Source organism: Exiguobacterium sp. RIT452, from assembly GCF_003598705.1.
Classification (GTDB): domain Bacteria; phylum Bacillota; class Bacilli; order Exiguobacteriales; family Exiguobacteriaceae; genus Exiguobacterium_A; species Exiguobacterium_A undae.
The window spans coordinates 557,282-577,152 of record NZ_QXJB01000001.1 but is presented as its reverse complement, the minus strand read 5'-3'; the positions used below and the strand labels follow the sequence as shown (position 1 = coordinate 577,152).

The following is a 19,871-nucleotide window of genomic DNA, read 5'->3' as shown; positions in this document are numbered from 1 at the left end:
ATGACTTCTGGTCATTTCTGTACGATATACTCTAATTATAACCAAAACTGTATGGAAGAGGGATTTTGATTCCATGAGGAGGAACGATGTGACGACAACAGAACCCAATCAAACGCTTTTTGAGAACATCAGCAGACAGGCAAAACTTGGTCAGCTGCTTACGGAACCGACAGTACTGTCCGGTGGTCTCCTGCATCAGATGAATCGACTGCAGACAACGACCGGGACATATGCGGTGAAGTTGCTGAATCCATCCATCCTTTCTCGTCCGACCGCACGACAAAACTTCATCGATTCGGAACGGATTGTCAACGCTTTAGCAGGCAAAGTGTCCGCTCTGCCTGCCTTGACGATTGATGGATCTGCCTTGCAACAAATCGGTACACACTATTATCTTGTCTTTCCGTGGGTAGACGGGTCGACGTTGCCGATTCAACAAGTCACAGCGAGCCACGCTGAACTGATCGGCGAACAGTTGGCGCAGATCCATGCTACGGACCTGTCCTCGCTGCAGGTTCAACAAACCGCTGCATCACCAGAGTCTCCGGTACCATGGGACACATTCTCTGAAAGAATCCGTCAACAAGAACAAAAAGTGCTAGAACCTTATTGGACGGATTTAAAACGAATCAAACGTTGGGACAGCGAAGCGTCTTCTGCCCTAAAACAATGGCAAGGAACATCGGTCCTCAGTCACCGCGATTTAGATGCCAAAAACGTGTTATGGAAGTCCGGTGCACCGGTTCTCATCGACTGGGAATCGGCCGGTCCGATTCATCCGATGCACGATTTTTTAGAAACGGTCCTTTATTGGTCGCTCGATGAGCAAAATCGTGTGCGACGAGACCATTTCGAGGCATTCGTCAAAGGATATCATGCGGCAGGCGGTCGACTTGACTATCCTCTTGAGCCCGCTCTGTCCGCTGGATACGCGAGTAAACTCGGATGGCTTGCCTATAGTCTGTCCAAAGCTCTTCACCTCGAACCCGTAGCTGAAAAGGAGCAACAAGTTGCCGTTCAACAGGTGCTGGAGACGTTAAAAGCGCTCAAAGACTACGAAGCGCTGTGTCCGGTGATTAAAAAGTGGTGGCATGACAGTCAAAAGAACACGAATCGTACTTTTCAATAAAGAGTTGGATCCTCAATGTCCATCGATTACACTTACCTCACGACGCTGATTAAAATGAATCAATTCAGCAAGGCAAAAATCTTATTTGAGACGTATGACATCGATGAAATCAGTGATGAATTCATAGGGGACGCTTTTGATCACGAGACAGACATTTTGTATCAGTTCGTCTGTTATCTGATTGAACAAAAAGAAACAGTCAAACTGCACGAGTTAGCGTTTGGTCTATTGATCCATCCTTTTTGTCATTATGACCGCGCCTACTACCGAGCGTATGACCATGTTCAGCGAATAGTTGCCCTGACCCATCGTCAAGACGTCGCTTTCCTGGAGTATTTGTTGTTCTTAGCGAAAGTGCCCGATCAAGTCACACCAACACAAGAAGCCCTTGCTGTAGCGAATGAAATCTTACGAATGGAATCGAAGAATCGAGTCGCAAAAGACTTTTTGAAGGGGATGAACTAAAGACATGTATCAAGCAGGGATGGAAACATTACTTCAATTACAGACCCGCTTAATCAACAGTCAGCTCGAAGTGCAAAAGGAAGAAGGATATGTCGAGGTCGAGTCGTTCAGCTTCAACTCAGGCGCCAGCCCGGAAGAATTGGCTCGACTTCCAAAAGACACACCAAAAGAAATCGTACATTTTTTAAGTGTTCATAATGGTGCCCGTCTTTATTTCACGCCGGACGGCGGCGGGGGTTTCGAGTTATTTTCGATTGATGCTATTTTGACGTACCTCCCGATTTGGGAATGTCCACCGGGCTTCATCCCGATTGGTGCCGGACCTGACGGCGAATGGCTCGTTTGCGAATCGATCAGTGAAGGCGACAATCGGATCTGGACCGGTGAATTCCTGACGTACGAAGATCCTGACTTCGAACGGCTCCCGTTCTCCTTCGATAAGTGGCTTGATTATCTGATTGTTGCGCAAGGGACGATGTATTGGGACTGGTTTCGGTAATCTTTTATGTATACATATACCTCTACTTCAGGAAAGCAAAGACAGGAATCCGCCTGATTTTCACCTCACATGATCAAAAACATACGAAAGCCTTGCCTCCGTTAACCGGAAGCAAGGCTCTTTCAATTGCCATGATGTTTTTCTCTCTATTAGATACCTTCGTAAGCAAATTCCATGATTTGACGGAGTTCCGTCACGAGCGGCATTTTCGGATTCGCTGTTGTACATTGATCCTCAAACGCATCGACTGCCATCTTGTCGAGTTTCGCTTCAAAGTCGGCTTTTTTGATGCCTTGGGCTTTAAACGACATCTTGATGTTGAGGCGTTGTCCGAGCTCACTGACGGCTTGGATAAACGATTCGACGCCTTGTTCCGTCGTTGCTGCCGGCAGACCGAGGTAACGCGCGATTTCCGCATACCGTTCATCTGCAATAAACGATTCGTATTTCGGGAAGGCTGCCAGTTTTGTTGGTCGTGTCGCATTGTATCGGATGACGTGTGGCATCAGAATCGCATTTGTCCGACCGTGTGGTGTGTGGAACTCCCCACCGATTTTGTGTGCGATTGAGTGGTTGATGCCGAGGAAGGCATTCGCAAACGCCATTCCGGCCATCGTTGAAGCATTGTGGACTTTTTCGCGTGCTTCGGCGTCTGAACCGTTATCGTAAGCACGTGGCAAGTACTCAAAGATCATCTTGATTGCTTTTAACGCCAGTCCATCCGTGTAGTCATTCGCAAGGACAGAGACGAACGCTTCTGTTGCGTGTGTCAAGACGTCCATCCCTGTATCCGCCGTGATCGAAGCCGGCACTGTCATGACGAACTCCGGATCAACGATGGCAACGTCTGGTGTCAACGCATAGTCAGCAATCGGGTATTTCACGTTTTTCTCTTTGTCGGTGATGACGGTGAACGGTGTGACTTCTGATCCCGTACCGGAAGTTGTCGGAATGGCGACAAACTTCGCTTTGTTGCCGAGTTCCGGGAATTTATACGCCCGTTTACGGATATCCATGAACTTTTGACGGAGGTTCGAGAACGTTTCGTTTGGCTGTTCGTAGAATAACCACATGCCTTTCGCAGCATCCATCGCCGATCCGCCACCGAGGGCGATAATCAAGTCCGGTTTAAAATCACGCATTGCCTGTGCACCGACTTGAACGGTCGTCACGGATGGATCCGGTTCGACTTGGTCAAAGATCCGGTAACTGACGCCGGCCGGCAAGTTACGGATGACTTTGTCGGCATAACCGAACTCAACCATCGATTGATCGGTGACGATCAACGCCCGTGAGACATTTTGAATCGATTTCAAGTATTGAACCGAGTTTTTTTCAAAGAAAATCTTTTCCGGTACTTTGAACCACTGCATGTTCACGCGTCGTCTCGCCACCTTCTTGACATTGAGTAGATGTTTCGCCGTTACGTTTTCTGAAACCGAGTTTTTCCCGTACGATCCGCAACCGAGTGTCAGTGATGGTGTCAATTCGTTGTAGAGATCGCCGATTCCGCCGTGTGCTGACGGACTGTTGACGAGAATCCGGCAGGCTTTCATCCGGAGACCAAATGCCGTCATCAACTCATCGTTTGTCGTATGAATGACAGCCGTATGACCAAGTCCGCCGATTTCAAGCATGCGCTCTGCGACATGGAAGGCATCATTCGTTGAGGCGACACTGTATGCACCAAGGACAGGGCTTAATTTTTCATGTGACAACGGCTCTTCCGCTCCGACTTTCTCGAGTTCCGCAACCAGCATGACGGTGTTACTCGGAACGTTGATATCAGCTTTTGCTGCGATCCAGGTCGCCGGTTTCCCGACGATGTCCGCATTGACGGCACATGTATCGGTTTTGATGACGAGTGCCTCCAGACGTTTTTTCTCGTCCGGTGTACAGAAGTAGCAACCGAGTGCTTCCATTTCTGCCCGCACTTCGGCATAAATCTCTTGATCAACGATGACCGCTTGCTCAGACGCACAAATCATTCCGTTATCAAATGTTTTTGAGAGAACCAAATCACTGACGGCGCGTTTGATTTTAGCTGTTTTTTCGATGTAACACGGTACGTTACCCGGTCCGACACCAAGCGCTGGTTTTCCGGTCGAGTACGCCGATTTGACCATGCCGGCTCCGCCTGTTGCAAGGACCATCGCGATATCGGTGTGATTCATCAAGACTTTCGTTGCTTCAAGTGACGGTTGTTCGACCCACTGGATACAATCTTTTGGTGCACCCGCTTTGACGGCCGCATCACGTAATGTTTTCGCCGCTTCGAGTGAACAGTTTTGCGCGGATGGATGGAAGGCGAAGACGATCGGGTTACGCGTCTTGATCGCAATCAACGCTTTGAACATCGTCGTGGATGTCGGATTCGTCACTGGTGTGACGCCACAGACGACACCGACCGGTTCCGCGATGTAGGTGATTCCGTTTTGAACGTCTTCTTCTAAAATCCCGACCGTTTTTTCGTTTCGAAGACTATTGTAGATGTATTCTGTTGCGAACATGTTTTTGATCATTTTATCTTCAAAGACACCGCGTCCTGTCTCTTCGACCGCGAGACGAGCCAGTTCGACGTGACGTTCGAGACCAGCGAGTGCCATGTCCCGGACGATCGTATCGATTTTTGTTTGATCAAATGTCAGTAATTCTTGAAGTGCCGTTTGACCTTTCGCGACGATTTGATTGATTGCTTGTTCGACAGGTGAGACATCTTGTTTGATTTTTTCTTTGACAGCCATGTTAGGTTTCCTCCCTATTTTGGAACGAATCTGAGTCTGCATTTCCCTACAGCATGTTAGGAATGCCAAGCTGATTTTGAATAGTTTGTGCTTTCCTTCACAAATCAATCATACCGCCTTTCCCTCCATTTGTGCATGACCATCCTGTGAACTATTTCACATGTATGAGAGCGTTTTCAACGAATCCATCTGTTCGGACGCAAGGATTTGCTTTTTTATCCCGCCCCTGTGACAACTGTCACAGCAAATCATGAATCTGCTTGTCTGACCAATCGTTCATCGTGTACGCTAGAACTAGTTCCATCATTCATTTGTCTTAAAGGAGGAAGTATCATGTCAGTCGTTAATCAAATGCTTGCGTTTAATCAACAGTTCGTCGAAGAGAAACAATACGAACCATTCATCTCGGATAAGTTCCCGGATAAGAAGGTTGTGATTCTGACCTGTATGGATGCACGTTTGACGGAGCTCCTTCCCCACGCACTTGGTCTGAAAAACGGTGATGCCAAAATCATCAAAAATGCCGGGGCCGTCCTGTCCCATCCATTCGGATCCGTCATGCGGTCAATTCTCGTCGCCCTCTACGCCCTCGGAGCGGAAGAAGTCATTGTCATCGGACATCATGACTGCGGCATGAGTACAATCGATCCGGCGAAGATGATTTCGGAGATGCAAGACCGTGGCATCAACGAACAAGTCCTGCACACACTTGATGCTTCCGGCGTCGACTTGAAGCAATGGTTACGCGGTTTCACATCCGTCGAAGAAAACGTCGGTCACTCGGTTGGATTGATCAAAAACCATCCGTTGCTGCCGCCGGGTACGGAAGTTCACGGACTCGTCATCGATCCGGGAACAGGAAAACTCGATCAAGTCGATTGCTGAATCGCTCTTTAATGTAGAAGAAAGGTATGACCTGCCTCGATTTGACGCCGGTCATACCTTTTTGTGTTTTTTTCTTGACAGTCAAAAGAACGGTCTGTATGATACTTTAGTATAGTACAGTGATACCAAAAGAAAGTGTGGTTTTAAAATGTTTAATGCTGTCATCATTGCCGTTGTTTTATTATTTGCTTTAGCCATCTTCCGCGTCCACATCGTGCTCGCGATGGTCCTGAGTGCCATCGTCGGTGGAGTCGTCGGTGGACTCAGTTTATCGAAGACGATCGAAACCTTTGCCGGCGGGCTCGGCGCCGGAGCGGAGATCGCCCTCAGCTATGCCTTGCTTGGTGCGTTCGCCGTCGCCTTGTCGAAAACCGGTTTGCCGGATGCATTGGCTCATGCCTTAATCTCCCGTTCAAAACGAACGGCTGACGCCGCATCGGTCAAAAAATTAAAAGGGTTCATCACCTTCGCGATTTTGTTACTGGCAATCAGTTCACAAAACGTCTTGCCGATCCACATCGCCTTCATCCCGATCATCATTCCGCCGTTACTCGGCTTGTTTAATGAAATGAAGATTGACCGTCGTTTGATGGCAATCGTCATGACATTTGGTCTCGTCACACCGTATATGTTCTTACCGGTCGGATTCGGGGACATCTTCTTGAATCAGATTTTGTTAAAGAACATCGAAGATAACGGAATGAATATCGCTGGTGCTTCCGTCATCCAAGCGATGGCGATTCCTGCACTCGGAATGCTCGTTGGTCTGTTGATCGGTCTTTATAACTACCGCAAGCCGCGGGAGTACGAAATGCGCAACATCGCACCGGACGATTACGAGATTCCGGTCATCACGAAAACGAAGTTGTTCCTCAGCGGACTCGTTGTCCTCGCGACACTGGCTGTCCAACTGACGACCGAATCGATGATTATTGCGGCAACGACAGGACTTGTCTTGTTCCTCGTCCTTCGCCTTGTCCGCTTCAGTGAAGCAGACGATGTCATCACACGCGGTATGCGGATGATGTCATTCATCGGTTTCGTCATGATTTCAGCAAACGGATTTTCGAATGTCCTGCGCGAGACGGGTGACATCAACCCGCTTGTCGAGAATTCCAAATCGTTGATGGGTGATTCGCAACTCGTTGCCGCTTTCGTCATGCTGTTGATTGGTCTCCTCGTCACGATGGGGATCGGCTCGAGCTTCTCGACTGTTCCGGTCATCGCTGCCATCTTCGTGCCGCTCTGCATGCAGTATGGATTCAGCTTAGAAGCGACGATTGCCATCATCGGAACAGCCGGTGCGCTCGGAGATGCCGGTAGCCCGGCTTCCGACTCGACGCTCGGTCCGACAAGCGGATTAAATGCCGATGGTCAACACGATCACATGCGCGAAACGGTCATCCCGACGTTCCTGCACTACAACATTCCGCTGTTGATTTTCGGAACGATTGCTGCCGTCGTCTTGTAAGCAATCAGAAAACAATCAAGAACCAACGTCTCGACGGACGTTGGTTCTTTTTTTGGCCAGAGGTGGTTCGTCTCAAATCATTGTGAGATGCTTGCGCACCTGTAGTCTAAAGATGCGACTGACATATTTGTTTATTCCGTTTGATGAATTGTTCTTCCATTTTCCGTCTTTCTTCTCTAATATAAAGGAATGAAGTGAAGCTGAAGGAGTGTTTCGTGTGTTATCACAAGTTGTCAATGATGTCTTACTTTACCTGGCGGATCTCGGGTATTTCGGGATTGCACTGGGTCTCATGATTGAAATCATTCCGAGTGAAATCGTTTTATCCTACGGAGGATTCATGATTTCTCAAGGAATGATCGGTTGGCCGCTCGCCATCGTCGCCGCTGTCATCGGCGGATTATTTTCGCAATTATTCTTATACTGGTTCGCCCGCTACGGTGGAAGACCGCTGATTTTAAAATACGGGAAGTACCTGTTAATTACGGAGCATCATCTTGATTTGGCAGAACGTTGGTTCATCAAGTATGGACAAGGTGTCATCTTCGGTGCCCGGTTCATCCCGGTCGTCCGTCATGCGATTTCTATTCCGGCCGGCCTCGCAAAGATGGATCAGACGAAGTTTTCCGTCTATACGATTTTAGCAATCATCCCGTGGTCGATCTTATTTTTATATCTCGGAGACACGCTCGGAACAAACTGGCGCTCGATCAAAGAGGTGGCTGCCCCCTATACAAACGGGGTGTTAATTGCAGCGGTCGTCATGATCATTGTGTATGTAGCCCTCAAAAAACGTCAGCGTACAACGTAATTTAAGTTTTGCAGTCTGTCCCCCGTGGCAGACTGTTTTTAAAAAGGAGCGACTTCATTTGGATACTTCCAACACATTAAAAATCCACCTCGACCGTGTCACCGCCTCTCAAGTAACAGGAAAACATATTGCGACCGGATTGACGATTTCAGGACAGATCATGATGATCGAAGAAATCTATGATGCGAAACGGCACCGCAACGTCCTGCATGTCCATCGCTTACACGACCAATGGCGGACGACGACGATTGTCGCACAGGCCGAAACGGATTTCAGCTATGTCGATTCATTCTCGGACGGCCGGATCTTGCTCGTCGCCTCACGGTGCGACGATGATGTCGACGGTCTTTGGTTACCCAATGCGTTTATCTATGATACCTCTGGTCACTTACTGGACAGCTACTGTCTCGATGACGGGATTCAGAATGTCCACGTCGATGAAAAGGATCAGATTTGGGTCAGTTATTTTGATGAAGGTGTATTTGCCGATGCCGCGACGAATTCAGTTGGATCATTTGGTCTCGTTGTATTTGATGCTCACGGACAGGTCGTCTTCAAAAATAAGGAGTACCCGATTGACGATTGTTACGCTTTGAATGTCTGCGCTTCAGACGATGCTTGGTTTTTCTATCATCCGGATTACCGGATCGTTCATCTCAAAAACGGTATCGGAACCAGTTATAGCGTTCCCACACGGCATTTTTCTGATTTCATCGTTCAGGGCGATCACCTGATCACGACCGATAATGAGCAGACCTATCTGCTGAAACGAGAAGGTCAACATTACGAGGAACAAGCCCGGATTCAATTCGAGTCGGAAAAAGGAACCCCGTTGCAAGGAACAATCAAAATGCGTCAGGACCGGATTGTCCTGTCGACGGAAACCCGTTTGTATGCCGGAACATTTCAAGATTTTCTTCCCGAGTGACACCCCATCAAACAAATGATTTCGTTTAAACAAGAAGAGGGTGGCAGATTCTAAGTCTGCCACCCTCTTCTGTGTAGAAATTGACTGTTACGTCCATTTCATCTGTAAATCGAACAGATAGTCCGTTTGTTTTTTTAGAGACATCATTTATTTGGCATCGAAGTTTGGACACGCGCAATCGCTTCATTTAAATAATCGAAGACATGTGTCGTCGCAGCATCCGTCAAATCAATCTGATCTAGCCGCTCCTTCATTTTGCGTTGCACCTCTTTTGAGACAAAAGGTAATAACAAGGCATAGACGGAACTGGATTCGTCATCAGATTGGGGAGCTGCAGTCGAGCGGTCATACCGTGCATACAGCTTCCCTTTCTTCATTTCTTGATCAATGAATGCATAAAATGCTTCATCTTGTTGTCCGGTCAATTCCTCTGAAACGATCGCAATCAAGGCCTGATCAATCATGTTGACTTCTTTGTCGTCCGCCGTTTTGTATCGCTTGTCTTCCGGAAGATAGATTTCATGGAAAAAAGGACCGGACCGAGGAGCCGCTCGAAGGACTTTCTCCACCGGTTCGACCAAGTTCAGTCTTTTCAGTGCGGTCGCATCGAGATAATTGAGGCGGAGTTCATTCGTTTGCATCTTCAGGTTCCAATCATAAAAATCGATGGGAACATCAGACACTTTCATGTGTTCTACGATTCCGTCGTCAATTCGTCGACTCAATTGTTGATAGGAAGGCTCATCAAATCGTTTGGCTGCGGCAATCAGTGCATTACTGATCCGAAAATCATCTACGATTGCATTCGTCGCTGTTTTCGGTGTCAACTCCCATTTAATGAAGTCCCCTTCCTCTGTAGTGACCAGAAACTGTTTGCGCAGAATGTCGACCTGTTCTGCAAATCGATCAGCATCCCCGATTTCGAGGAGATAGACCATATATTGTCCCAAACTTTCCGAAAGACGCTGGGCCTCTTCCCGATCATACGCCCGGATGAGACCCTCTTTCATATAAACGGTTTCAACCTGTTGAATGACAGGATCCTGCTGACGGGTCATGAACACGAATAGACCTCCTAAGGCAAGCACAATAAAGATAACGGCAAATCGCTTTTTTTTCATGGTTGCTCGATTTTAACCCGTTTGGTTTTGTCCCAAACGATGGTTTCCTTCCGAATTTTACTTTTAATGTAAGCAAACATACCACGGAACAGCAGGATGACGAACAGCTGGGCATACGTGAAGTACATGATCAGTCCAATCAAGACGTTCCTCGGAGTCGCTGTTTTTTCAAGTTCCTGCGCGGCTAATATTTGAATCGTATAAACGAGATACGTCATGAACCAGAACATGATCAACGGGGTCGTCGCCTCATCAAACGCATAACCAAACAACCCTAAAATCAAGACGATGTCAGAAATCAGCAGCAAGAAGATAAACAACAGATAGGTCATGATGTGCTGAAGTGAATGGACCAGCGTCCGCCCCCGCCAAAAATCACGGGTCAGAAACGCTTTTTCCAACAGGTAGATATTACCGAGCATCCACCGGGTCCGCTGTTTCATGTAAACTTTCATCGATTCCGGTTCCTGTTCCCACGTTTCCGCCGTATAAACGACCGGCAAGGTATAGCCGAGTGCCGTCACCCGCATCGTCAACTCCGCGTCCTCCGCTAATGCGTAAGGATCATATCCACCCAATTCTTCAATCACACTGCGCTTCAACAACATATTGGTTCCAGCTAACGAACCCGTCTTAAAGGCCCGCCAGCGTCCGCTTTGCATGATGAGTTGGAACACCTGAAATTCAATCGCAATCATCCGCGTCAACGTATTCGTCTCGGCATTAATCGTTTTGACGACGCCTACCGCTCCACATGCATTTTTGGTCGTGACCGCTTGTTCGACGAGTTTCGTCACCGCATCCGGTTTCGGCTGATTGTCGGCATCATAGATCAAAAAGTACTCCGAATCCGTAATGGTTAACCCGTAGTTCAAGACACGGGATTTGCCAATCGGTTCACCTTTTGGCACTTGAATGTAATGAATCCGGCTGAACAATGTCGTAAATTCACGGGCAATCTGTTTCGTATCATCCTGCGATTGATCGTCCAACAAAAAGACGTCCAGTTGACCCGGATATTCGATTGCCATCATCGCCTCTAAGGTCTGTTGCATGACGACGCCTTCATTGTGTGCCGGAATCAGAATAGCGACGGACGGATAGGTTTCAAGCTCCGGTCGCTTTTGCTTCGCATAACGATCGATGATTCCTGCAATCGTCAAGAACGAGTAATAAAGTAACATCAGCCAAAAGATTGCCATGATTCCGTTCAAGATGAGGTTCATCGCACGACCTCCTCATCCTGATGACGGACCGTGGCTTCGACTGATTGTTTGACCGGTAAGACTTCGATCTCAAAGGGGTAATGAATCGATGTCATCTGAGCACGCACTTCGCCTAAAAAGCGTTCACATGCAATGTTTGCTCCCGCCGTATCCGTATTTTGGAGGAAAATCAGGAATTCAAATTTGTTCCGTTGCGACATGACGTCATAATGCGCCCGGAAGACACGAAGACCGGCGACCGTCAAAAGTTGCATGATACTTTTTTTATTGAGTGCCGTCGGTTTTAACCGTAAATGAATCAAGTAATTGGTTTCATTACGCCGTTTGGCACCGGCCATTAAAAAGTCCGTCCGGTCCAAAAATTCGCTGTAACTTAATAATTGAGGTGTTTCGGAATACCCTTCCAACGTCCGGACACGTTCTGTTAAATACTGATTTTCTTCGAAAACGGACCGCAGATGCCGCAACAGCAACCAATATAAGAAAATCAGCAATGAAGCAATCAGATGTTGCTCGATGTACAGAAGCTGAGCCTCATTCGAAGCGTCGGTGTACCAGGACAAGACGAGATAAAAAAATCCAAGTCCGAGGGTATAGGCAATCAGAAGTAAAAAGTTTTTCCGGCCGTTTAAAAACGTCATGACCAGTAATAATGGAAGGAGGATAAACACGGATGGTGTCGGTGCCGATCGCTCCAATAAGAAAAGACCATATCCTGCGGCACCAAAAAGCACCAGCAGTAAGAATAAAGAACCGTTATAACGCCTCATTCTACTCCCCCATTCGTTTCTGTAGATTCCTATTATTTTATAGTTCCCAGATTCGAATGTCCATTAACTGACTTCTTTAAACTTTATTGGCAAAGGTATTGTATAAATTTCCCGTTTATTTTTTTAAGGCGCCTCGGGCATTAAGGGCCGCAAACACGACCATTGCAAGACTGAGAACGGCTGCGACAAGCACCCCTTGCGTATAGACACTCCAGTCAATCGTCTCACGCAACAAAACGGCCCGCATACCTTCCATGATGTACGTCGTCGGATTGAGTGTCGCTGCGATTTTTAACCATTCCGCTTCGATCAACTCTTTCGGGACGAACGTCGTCGACAAGAAAATCAGCGGGAAAAACAGCAATGTTCCGGCTTGCGCCGCCTGAGCATTCCGGGTTTTCAGGGCAACCCCGACCGAATAACCGGCAAAGGCGAGACCAAAACCAAGCGCGAGGACAATCGTCAGGAAAAATCCGGCACTGCCGGCTGGAATCGACAGCCCGAGTAAAAAGCCCATGCCGAAGATCAGCAACGTCTGGACAAACAGTTGCAACATCCCCGCAAGCATCGGTCCGAGGACGATGGCCGTCCGGGAAACCGGCGTCAGCAGCAGCCGCGCGAAATAGCCGCTTTCGATATCTTTGACGAGCGCCTGCCCGGCTCCACCGGCTCCACCGACTGCACCGGAGACGATCGATACCGGCAAGATGAAGTTCAAGTAATCGACGCCACCGAACTGGGGCAGGCTCGAGATGCCCGACAACCCGCTTGTATAAACGAGCAGGAAGAAAACGCTGATGATTAAATTCGGGATGAATGAGAACGGATTTCGTAACGTTACCAGTAAACTGCGTTTGGTCAAAATCAGGGTTTCGCGCCACATGTCACTTGTCCTCCTTGTACGCTTGACCGGTCAACTGAATAAAGACATCATCGAGTGACGGTTGTTTAACGACAAGCGATCGTGCTGTCAGGTGATGGTCATCCAAATAGCGGACGACTTGTTTAAGCGTCTCTGTTCCCGCTGACGGCAGAAGAACGATTTCTTTTTCGATCCGTCCTGAAAACGCCGCTCGAAACGCTTCGCTGGCGGATTGATCTTCGAGGACGACCTCAATCCGTTCGGCTCCGTTCATCGCTTTCAGTTCTGCCGCTGTTCCTTCGGCAATCAACTTGCCGTCATTGATGATCGCGATCCGGTCAGCCAGTTGATCCGCTTCTTCCAAATATTGTGTCGTCAAAAAAATCGTCGTCCCGTATTCTTCGTTTAAACGGCGGACTTCCGTCCAAATCTGTAACCGGCTTGCCGGATCAAGACCCGTCGTCGGTTCATCCAAAAAGAGGACAGTCGGTTGGTGAACAAGCGTCAGTGCCAAGTCAAGCCGCCGCTTCATCCCGCCGGAATACGTCCCGGACCGGCGTTTGCCGTCTGCTGCTAAACCAACAAGCTCCAATAACTCGTGCGCTCGTTCGACTGCTTTCTCTTGGGAGAAACCGAACAACTTTCCTTGCAGCACCAACAACTCCTGCCCCGTCAAATCATTATCGATGCCCGTTTCCTGCAGGGCGACCCCGATTTGAAGCCGGACGTTTTTTTGATCGCGTTCGATATCGTATTGATTAATCGTCGCGTGACCGGACGAGATGGCAATCAACGTCGTCAGCATTTGAACCGTCGTCGACTTCCCGGCTCCGTTCGGTCCCAAAAACGCAAAAATCTCCCCTTTTTTCACGTGAAACGAAATCTGGTCGACTACCTTTTTCCCGTTGTACTCCTTCGTCAACTGCTCTACTTCAATCACGGTCATCCGTCCTTTCGGCTATAGAATTTGCTGAACGTATTTTTCTTCTATCTTTTCCCGCTTTGAGGTTAGGATATGCGAACAATCCAAAAGGAGCTGACACAACGTTCGGTCTCTAGGTCTTTCGAAACCTTTATACTTTTTTACTGCCGTGTTAAAAGCGTATATAAAAAAGACGAGAGCGATTTCAATTCGCCCCCGCCTGTCATTTGATTAACAACACCCTGCTGTTTGAATGCTCCAATTATTTCATTCCTGAAATATTGTATCCTTCAATGATGTATTTTTGGAAGATCATGAAGATGATAATAATCGGTACGACCATAAATGTTGCTCCGGCCATTTGCAGTCCATAGTTCCCACCATGCTGTCCTTGTAACAATGCAAGACCAACTGACAATGTGTACAGCGATTCATCATTCGCGATGATAAGCGGCCAAAGGAAACTGTTCCAAGCACCAATGAATGTCAAAATACCTTGAACTGCCAAGATCGGTTTCGACATCGGTAAAATGATCGAGAAGAAAATCCGAAATTCACTGGCTCCGTCGAGGCGGGATGCCTCCAAAAGTTCATCCGGTATCGTCGTCATGAACTGCCGGAACAAAAATACTCCGAACGCGCCGACTAATCCCGGCAATACGATTCCGGTCATCGTATTCGTCAATCCCATCTGGTTTAACATCAAATAGACCGGAATCATCGTCACTTGTCCCGGAATCATCATTGTCGCCAGAACACCGATAAACAGGACTTTGCTGCCTTTAAACGTAAATTTAGCAAATGCATAGCCGGCCATCGCAGTCAGCAATAAACCAAAAAACGACGCAACGACAATCAGGATTGTATTTTTTAAATAGGTCAGGAAGTTTAAATTTACAAACAGGTTCACGTAATGTTCAAACGTGATTTGATCTGGCCAGATCGTCAAGGGGAGAGCTAAAATTTCAGCATCTGTCTTGACTGAAGAGATGACCATCCAGAAAAACGGTAACATGAAACATAGACCAAGTAAGGTTAACACCAGTCCCAGTAACCATTGCGGACGATTACGTTTTTTTCCTATCCTTACTTTCGGAATCGGAGAAAATCGTTCCGGTTTTACGTTAACCGCAACCGGTTTTTCTTTTGGAATCATGACGGTCCCTCCTTAATATGGATTCTCATTCTTTTGCACTCTAAATTGAATCAACGTCACAGTAATGATCAGAACGAACAGGACCACCGACCCGGCCGCTGCATATCCAAAGTTACTCAGCTGGAACCCGTTCTGATAAATGAACAGTGCAAGGGAAGTCGTCGAATTTAAGGGACCACCTTCCGTCATGATGAACGGTTCTTCAAAAAATTGAATCCAGCCAATCAAGGTCGTGACGGTTACGAAGAAGATCGCATACCGAAGCAACGGAATCGTGATTTTAAACATCTGTTGAAATGTATTTGCCCCGTCCAATGCTGCAGCTTCATAATAAGTACGCGGAATCCCTTGTAGAGCAGCCAAGAAGATGATCATGTTGATTCCAACCGCACGCCAAAGTGCAAGCAAGATCAATGATAACTTCGCGACGAACGGATCCTGAAGCCAAGGAACATCCGGCAAACCGACCGTGTTCAGAATAAAGTTAAACAACCCATACTGGGGATTAAATAAAAAGCCCCATACGACGGCGACAGCAACGACATTCGTAATTGAAGGCATATAGAAAACCACGCGGAACCATTCAAAGACCTTTCCTCTACCAAAGTTAATCGCAATCGCAATTGATAAGGACAAGGCAATCACAAGCGGTACACCGATCACAACGTAGACGACTGTATTTGATAAGGCCTGAAGGAATACTTCATCTTTGAAAATTTCCAGATAGTTCGTCATTCCAATCCAGTCAACATTAGCGAAATTGGCGATACCCGCTAAATCCATATTCGTAAAACTCATGACAAAGGCGACGAACAACGGCGTAATCGAAAATAAAAGTAATAATAAAACCGTCGGAGCGATTAGTAGATAGGGCGCGCGATCGTTCAGCAAACGTCTCATGAAGTGACTCCTTTCACAAAACAAGAGGGGATAAGCATCCCCTTGTTTTGATTACTTGAGGATGGTTTCAGCCTTTTTCTGGAATACATTTACCTCGTCTTCGACCTTTGCCTTGCCTCGATACATCTTCTCAAAACTCTGCAGATAGGTTTGTGATACTTTTTCCCACGAACTGATCAACGGCATCGGCTGAGCATTTTCCATTTGTTCGCCAAACGTTTTCAACTTTTCATCATTTTGTAACGTCTCATTTTTCCATGCTTCTTTTGTCGACGGCAATGATTTCGTCATCTCCATCCACTTCGTTTGTGTTTCGGGTTGACTCATGTAAGAAATGAATTTGGCAGCTTGATCTTTTTTCTTGCTGCTTTCGAAAATACTGAGGTTGGCGCCGCCTAAAAACGAAATGTTATTTTCTTTGGCAGGTAAAACAGCAGTTCCCCACTGCTTCTCAATACCCGGCATTTGCTCATTGATGATGTTAATCATCCATGGTCCGCTGATGAACATCGGAACGTTCGGCTCCTTCGCGCCAAAGGCCTGCACGATGTCCATTCCGAAGTCGATTGGCGCATATCCTTCTTTAAAGTAGTTTGATAGATAGTCCGCACTCTCCACGAATTCCGGCTGATTGAACAACGGTTTGTTCTCATCCGTCAGCAGTTCAGATCCGTTTTGACGGGCAAACATGAAGGACAGCATCTGATCATTCGTATCGAGTGTGATTCCATACATGTCGTCACCTTTACGTTCCGATAATTTAGCCGAGACTGCCTCCAGTTCTTCCCACGTTTTCGGTGCTTCTTTATAACCGGCCTTTTCTAATGTATCTTTCCGATAATAGAGCACACGTGTATCGGTATACCATGGTGTTCCATAGACGCTGCCTTTCAAGTTGACTGTATCGAACGAGCCTTTGTAGAATTTATCTTCCGCAAGTTCCGGATATTTTTTGACGTAGTCCTTCATATCCGCTAGTGCACCTGCTTCAACAAACTCAGGCATCCATGACGTCCCCATCTGGACGACATCTGGTCCGTTTTTAGAGGCGACTGCTGTCAGTAACTTATCATGTGCTGTATCCCAAGGAATGGCTTGAACTTTGACCGTGACTCCTTTGTTTGCCTGTTCATACTCTTTGACCAGTTTAGGCAATGCTTTTCCTTCTTCCCCCATTGCCCAGACAGTCAATGTTTTTTCATCTTCTTCAGATCCCGATGAACACCCTGCCAACATACCCGATAGTGCCAACGTACTGACAGCTACAGCGATTCCCACTTTTTTCATCATTTGTTTCCTCCCTTTCTTCATTCAATCGAAACGTTTCGATTGAATGTCAAAAAAATAATGTTTATACAAATGTCTTTCTGCAAAAAAACAGGTTAAACGTTTCTATAAACATTATAATCATTAATGTATACGCTTACAATAGATAATTAAAATTTTATTTTCTTTGACAAACAGATTCAGCCACAATGAATTTTGAGTCGATTTTTTCGATGCCGTTTTCTTTTGCATCAATCAGTCGCATGAGTGAATGAGCTGCTTTTTGTCCCCACTCCAATTTAGAATAACTGACACTCGCGATTTTCGGGTGTGTATAGTTCGTAATCTCCAGTTTGTCGAATCCTGCCAATGAAACATCCTGCCCGATACGAAATGAAGTGTTTTGTAGTACATCATATACACCTAGCGCCATGTCATCATTGAGACAGACGATGGCATCGCCGTCTTTCAAGTCTTCCAACAAATCACTTGTCGCCCGTATGCCCGAACGTTTAGTGAAGTTGCCGTCCCATTCCATGACGGTGATTCCAGCCTGTAATGCATGGGTCATGACGATTTCACGCCGCTCGATTGCATCATGGTTTCCGACGGGACCGTTCAACAGATGAATGTGATTTGGACGTGTCGCTACGATTGCTTCCATCTCCTGCTCCATTCCCATCGCATTATTCAAGAGAACGCAACTGATGTTCGGATGGATGATTTCCCGATCAAGTAATGTCAGCGGGTGCCCTCGGTCGGCAAAACTCATAATTTGTTCTTCCGTGAAACGATGTCCTAAAATAATCCCTCCATCCACAATCCGCTCCGTCATGAGTCGATGGGATTCCGGACCATTGCAGACGATCAGTTCGTAACCTGTGTTTGATAATTCCAAGTTGATTCCTTTTAACAATTCTCCATAAAATGATCCCGAGTAATCCCCGAGAAATGCACCGATGATATGTGTTTTCCGCGTCTTGAGCGTCCGTGCCGCCGCGTTCGGAATATAGTTAAGCTCATTGGCGATTTGAACGATTCGTTGTCTCGTCTTCTCCGTTACTTTCGTACTGCCATTAAGTGCGTATGAAACAGTTGAAATTGAGACCCCTGCTGCCTTGGCGATATCTTTTATCCCCGTCATTTTCATCACTTCCTTCTTCAAAAAGTATAGCATATGACCGCTTCATACGGTCTTAAAAGTGATGATGGTTGCTCGTGTGTCGCACAAAGTACACGTTCGATTTCAAAGGGATGTTTTACTTCCTGATCCGTCAGATTCACTAGAACCGTCACTGCCCGTTCCTCGGGGTCAGTTCGTCGAAAACAAAGGAGACGTTCATTCGTTTCCATCACGCAAAACTGCCCTTTCATCAGGACGGGATAGGTTTTTCGCAATCCAATCAATTGATGATACAGGAACAGCAAACTGCTTTTGTCTTGTTGCTCATTTTCTACGGTTCTTCCGCTTTCTATTTCCAGTGTTCTTAACCAGGGTTCGGATTTAGAAAATCCAGATGATCCACTTTTCCATGCCATCGGAATCCGGGCATGGTCGCGTCCTTTCATCCGGACTCCTTCCAGATTATCGGATGTTTTCAAGTAATTTAATGTCTCGATATCCTTATAATCCTCCAGTTGAATCAACCCGTTCGTCATCCCGATCTCGTCACCTTGGTAAATGAAAGGCGTTCCCCTCAGACCGAACTGGAGGACCGCCAGCATCGCTGCGGCCTCCAGACTGTCAGCGTACCAACGGGAAATTGCGCGTGGTTGATCGTGGTTATTCCAAAACAAGCTGTTCCATCCACCGTCCTGCAACCGCTCCTGCCAGCTGATCAGTGTGTCTTTGAAGCGTCGTCTGGAAAACGGAGCCAGCTCCCATTTTCCTTTCCCCGTCTGTTCATCTAACGCCGTCACCTCAAAATTAAAGACCATATCAAGCAGAGATGCCTGTTGAAGTTCGATGATTTGTCCGGCGTTTAAAGCACCGGCTTCACCGACCAGCACCAATCCGGATGAATCGACACGCGACAGCAGCGTCTTCAAACCGGCTTTTACTTTATCGAAACAAAACCACTCCAAAGTGTCGACATCTTTTCCGATTAAATCGATCACGTCGAATCGAAACCCCTTGACGCCCTGATTTACCCAATATGACAGGACTTCGGCTAATTCTTTCCCCATTTGTTCCTGTTCCCAATTCAAGTCCGGTTGTTCCGATGCAAATGAATGAAAGTAGTATTGTTTACGGATCGGAGAATACGTCCAGGCACTGCCTCCAAAAAATGAGTTCATCGCATTCGGCTTGTCCCGCCAAATATAATACTCTCCGTACGGACCGGACGGATCCAGTTCAGATGCTTTAAACCACTCATGTGTATGGGAAGTGTGGTTCGCGACAATGTCCATCATGACACCTATCTGCCGTGCTTTCGCGTCTTTCAATAAGAACGTCATGTCTGCGCGTGTTCCGAAAATCGGATCAATATCATAATAGTCGCTGATATCGTACCCGTTATCAAAACCCGGTGAACGATAGACAGGACCGAGCCAGATGAGGTCCACCCCTAACCAGGACAAATAATCCAACCGACTGCGAATCCCGTTCAAATCACCAATGCCGTCGTCATTGGAATCTTGAAAACTTTTGGGATAGATGTGATAGATAATCTTATTTTGGATATGTGTTTTCATGATTCGCCTCCTAAAAAAG

At 47.0% G+C, this 19,871-nt stretch carries 18 protein-coding genes; 7 read left to right on the top strand and 11 right to left on the bottom strand.

Annotation, left to right across the window (positions count from 1 at the left end):
* Positions 1 to 88 precede the first annotated feature (88 nt).
* Genes D3D03_RS02895 through D3D03_RS02885 form a run of 3 tightly spaced genes read left to right on the top strand, consistent with a single transcriptional unit; the run spans position 89 to position 2,093 of the window.
* The gene (locus D3D03_RS02895) at positions 89 to 1,129 is read left to right on the top strand and encodes a phosphotransferase (protein ID WP_158583672.1); all 1,041 of its coding nucleotides are present in this window, start codon (positions 89 to 91) and stop codon (positions 1,127 to 1,129) included.
* A gap of 15 nt (positions 1,130 to 1,144) precedes the next feature.
* A complete protein-coding gene (locus D3D03_RS02890; RefSeq protein WP_119922667.1) occupies positions 1,145 to 1,594 on the top strand; it encodes a hypothetical protein in 450 nt (149 codons plus the stop codon).
* Positions 1,595 to 1,598: 4 nt separating this feature from the next.
* Entirely contained in the window at positions 1,599 to 2,093 is a 495-nt protein-coding gene (locus D3D03_RS02885) for an SMI1/KNR4 family protein (RefSeq protein ID WP_119922666.1), read from the top strand.
* 149 nt (positions 2,094 to 2,242) lie between these two features.
* Here the strand turns inward: D3D03_RS02885 and adhE are convergent, their stop codons facing one another.
* On the bottom strand, positions 2,243 to 4,837 hold the full coding sequence (adhE, locus tag D3D03_RS02880) for a bifunctional acetaldehyde-CoA/alcohol dehydrogenase (protein ID WP_028106534.1): 2,595 nt from the start codon (positions 4,835 to 4,837) through the stop codon (positions 2,243 to 2,245).
* 333 nt (positions 4,838 to 5,170) lie between these two features.
* On the opposite strand from adhE, the gene D3D03_RS02875 reads away from it, so the two are divergent.
* The 4 genes from D3D03_RS02875 to D3D03_RS02860 all read left to right on the top strand — a co-directional run bounded on the left by D3D03_RS02875 (position 5,171) and on the right by D3D03_RS02860 (position 8,932).
* The gene (locus tag D3D03_RS02875; RefSeq protein WP_119922665.1) at positions 5,171 to 5,722 is read left to right on the top strand and encodes a beta-class carbonic anhydrase; all 552 of its coding nucleotides are present in this window, start codon (positions 5,171 to 5,173) and stop codon (positions 5,720 to 5,722) included.
* Positions 5,723 to 5,870: 148 nt separating this feature from the next.
* Complete coding sequence (locus tag D3D03_RS02870; RefSeq protein WP_119922664.1) at positions 5,871 to 7,193, top strand: Na+/H+ antiporter family protein; 1,323 nt, start codon at positions 5,871 to 5,873, stop codon at positions 7,191 to 7,193.
* 217 nt (positions 7,194 to 7,410) lie between these two features.
* Positions 7,411 to 8,004: an undecaprenyl phosphate transporter UptA gene (uptA, locus tag D3D03_RS02865; protein WP_119922663.1), complete on the top strand. Its 594-nt coding sequence runs from the start codon at positions 7,411 to 7,413 to the stop codon at positions 8,002 to 8,004.
* 58 nt (positions 8,005 to 8,062) lie between these two features.
* Positions 8,063 to 8,932 carry a hypothetical protein gene (locus D3D03_RS02860; RefSeq protein ID WP_119922662.1) on the top strand — a complete coding sequence of 290 codons (870 nt, stop codon included), beginning with the start codon at positions 8,063 to 8,065 and terminating at the stop codon, positions 8,930 to 8,932.
* Positions 8,933 to 9,075: 143 nt separating this feature from the next.
* Here the strand turns inward: D3D03_RS02860 and D3D03_RS02855 are convergent, their stop codons facing one another.
* The 10 genes from D3D03_RS02855 to D3D03_RS02810 form a co-directional block, all read right to left on the bottom strand.
* Positions 9,076 to 9,996, bottom strand: a complete 921-nt coding sequence (locus tag D3D03_RS02855) for a glycoside transferase (RefSeq protein ID WP_119922661.1) — start codon at positions 9,994 to 9,996, stop codon at positions 9,076 to 9,078.
* Between the two features lie 53 nt (positions 9,997 to 10,049).
* Entirely contained in the window at positions 10,050 to 11,279 is a 1,230-nt protein-coding gene (locus tag D3D03_RS02850) for a glycosyltransferase family 2 protein (RefSeq protein ID WP_119922660.1), read from the bottom strand.
* A complete protein-coding gene (locus D3D03_RS02845; protein WP_119922659.1) occupies positions 11,276 to 12,049 on the bottom strand; it encodes a hypothetical protein in 774 nt (257 codons plus the stop codon). Before D3D03_RS02845 ends, D3D03_RS02850 begins: the two co-directional genes overlap by 4 nt.
* A gap of 115 nt (positions 12,050 to 12,164) precedes the next feature.
* Positions 12,165 to 12,932 (bottom strand): ABC transporter permease, encoded by a 768-nt coding sequence (locus D3D03_RS02840; protein ID WP_028106540.1) that lies wholly within the window; start codon positions 12,930 to 12,932, stop codon positions 12,165 to 12,167.
* A gap of 1 nt (position 12,933) precedes the next feature.
* A complete protein-coding gene (locus tag D3D03_RS02835; protein WP_233550621.1) occupies positions 12,934 to 13,857 on the bottom strand; it encodes an ATP-binding cassette domain-containing protein in 924 nt (307 codons plus the stop codon).
* Between the two features lie 238 nt (positions 13,858 to 14,095).
* Positions 14,096 to 14,989: a carbohydrate ABC transporter permease gene (locus D3D03_RS02830; RefSeq protein WP_081776981.1), complete on the bottom strand. Its 894-nt coding sequence runs from the start codon at positions 14,987 to 14,989 to the stop codon at positions 14,096 to 14,098.
* Between the two features lie 12 nt (positions 14,990 to 15,001).
* Positions 15,002 to 15,889, bottom strand: coding sequence for a carbohydrate ABC transporter permease (locus D3D03_RS02825; protein WP_028106543.1), 888 nt, complete (start codon positions 15,887 to 15,889; stop codon positions 15,002 to 15,004).
* A 51-nt stretch (positions 15,890 to 15,940) separates the two neighbouring features.
* Complete coding sequence (locus tag D3D03_RS02820) at positions 15,941 to 17,179, bottom strand: sugar ABC transporter substrate-binding protein (RefSeq protein ID WP_028106544.1); 1,239 nt, start codon at positions 17,177 to 17,179, stop codon at positions 15,941 to 15,943.
* A gap of 154 nt (positions 17,180 to 17,333) precedes the next feature.
* On the bottom strand, positions 17,334 to 18,299 hold the full coding sequence (locus D3D03_RS02815; RefSeq protein WP_119922657.1) for a LacI family DNA-binding transcriptional regulator: 966 nt from the start codon (positions 18,297 to 18,299) through the stop codon (positions 17,334 to 17,336).
* Positions 18,300 to 18,316: 17 nt separating this feature from the next.
* Positions 18,317 to 19,852 carry an alpha-amylase family glycosyl hydrolase gene (locus D3D03_RS02810; protein WP_158583671.1) on the bottom strand — a complete coding sequence of 512 codons (1,536 nt, stop codon included), beginning with the start codon at positions 19,850 to 19,852 and terminating at the stop codon, positions 18,317 to 18,319.
* Between the last annotated feature and the right edge of the window lie 19 nt (positions 19,853 to 19,871).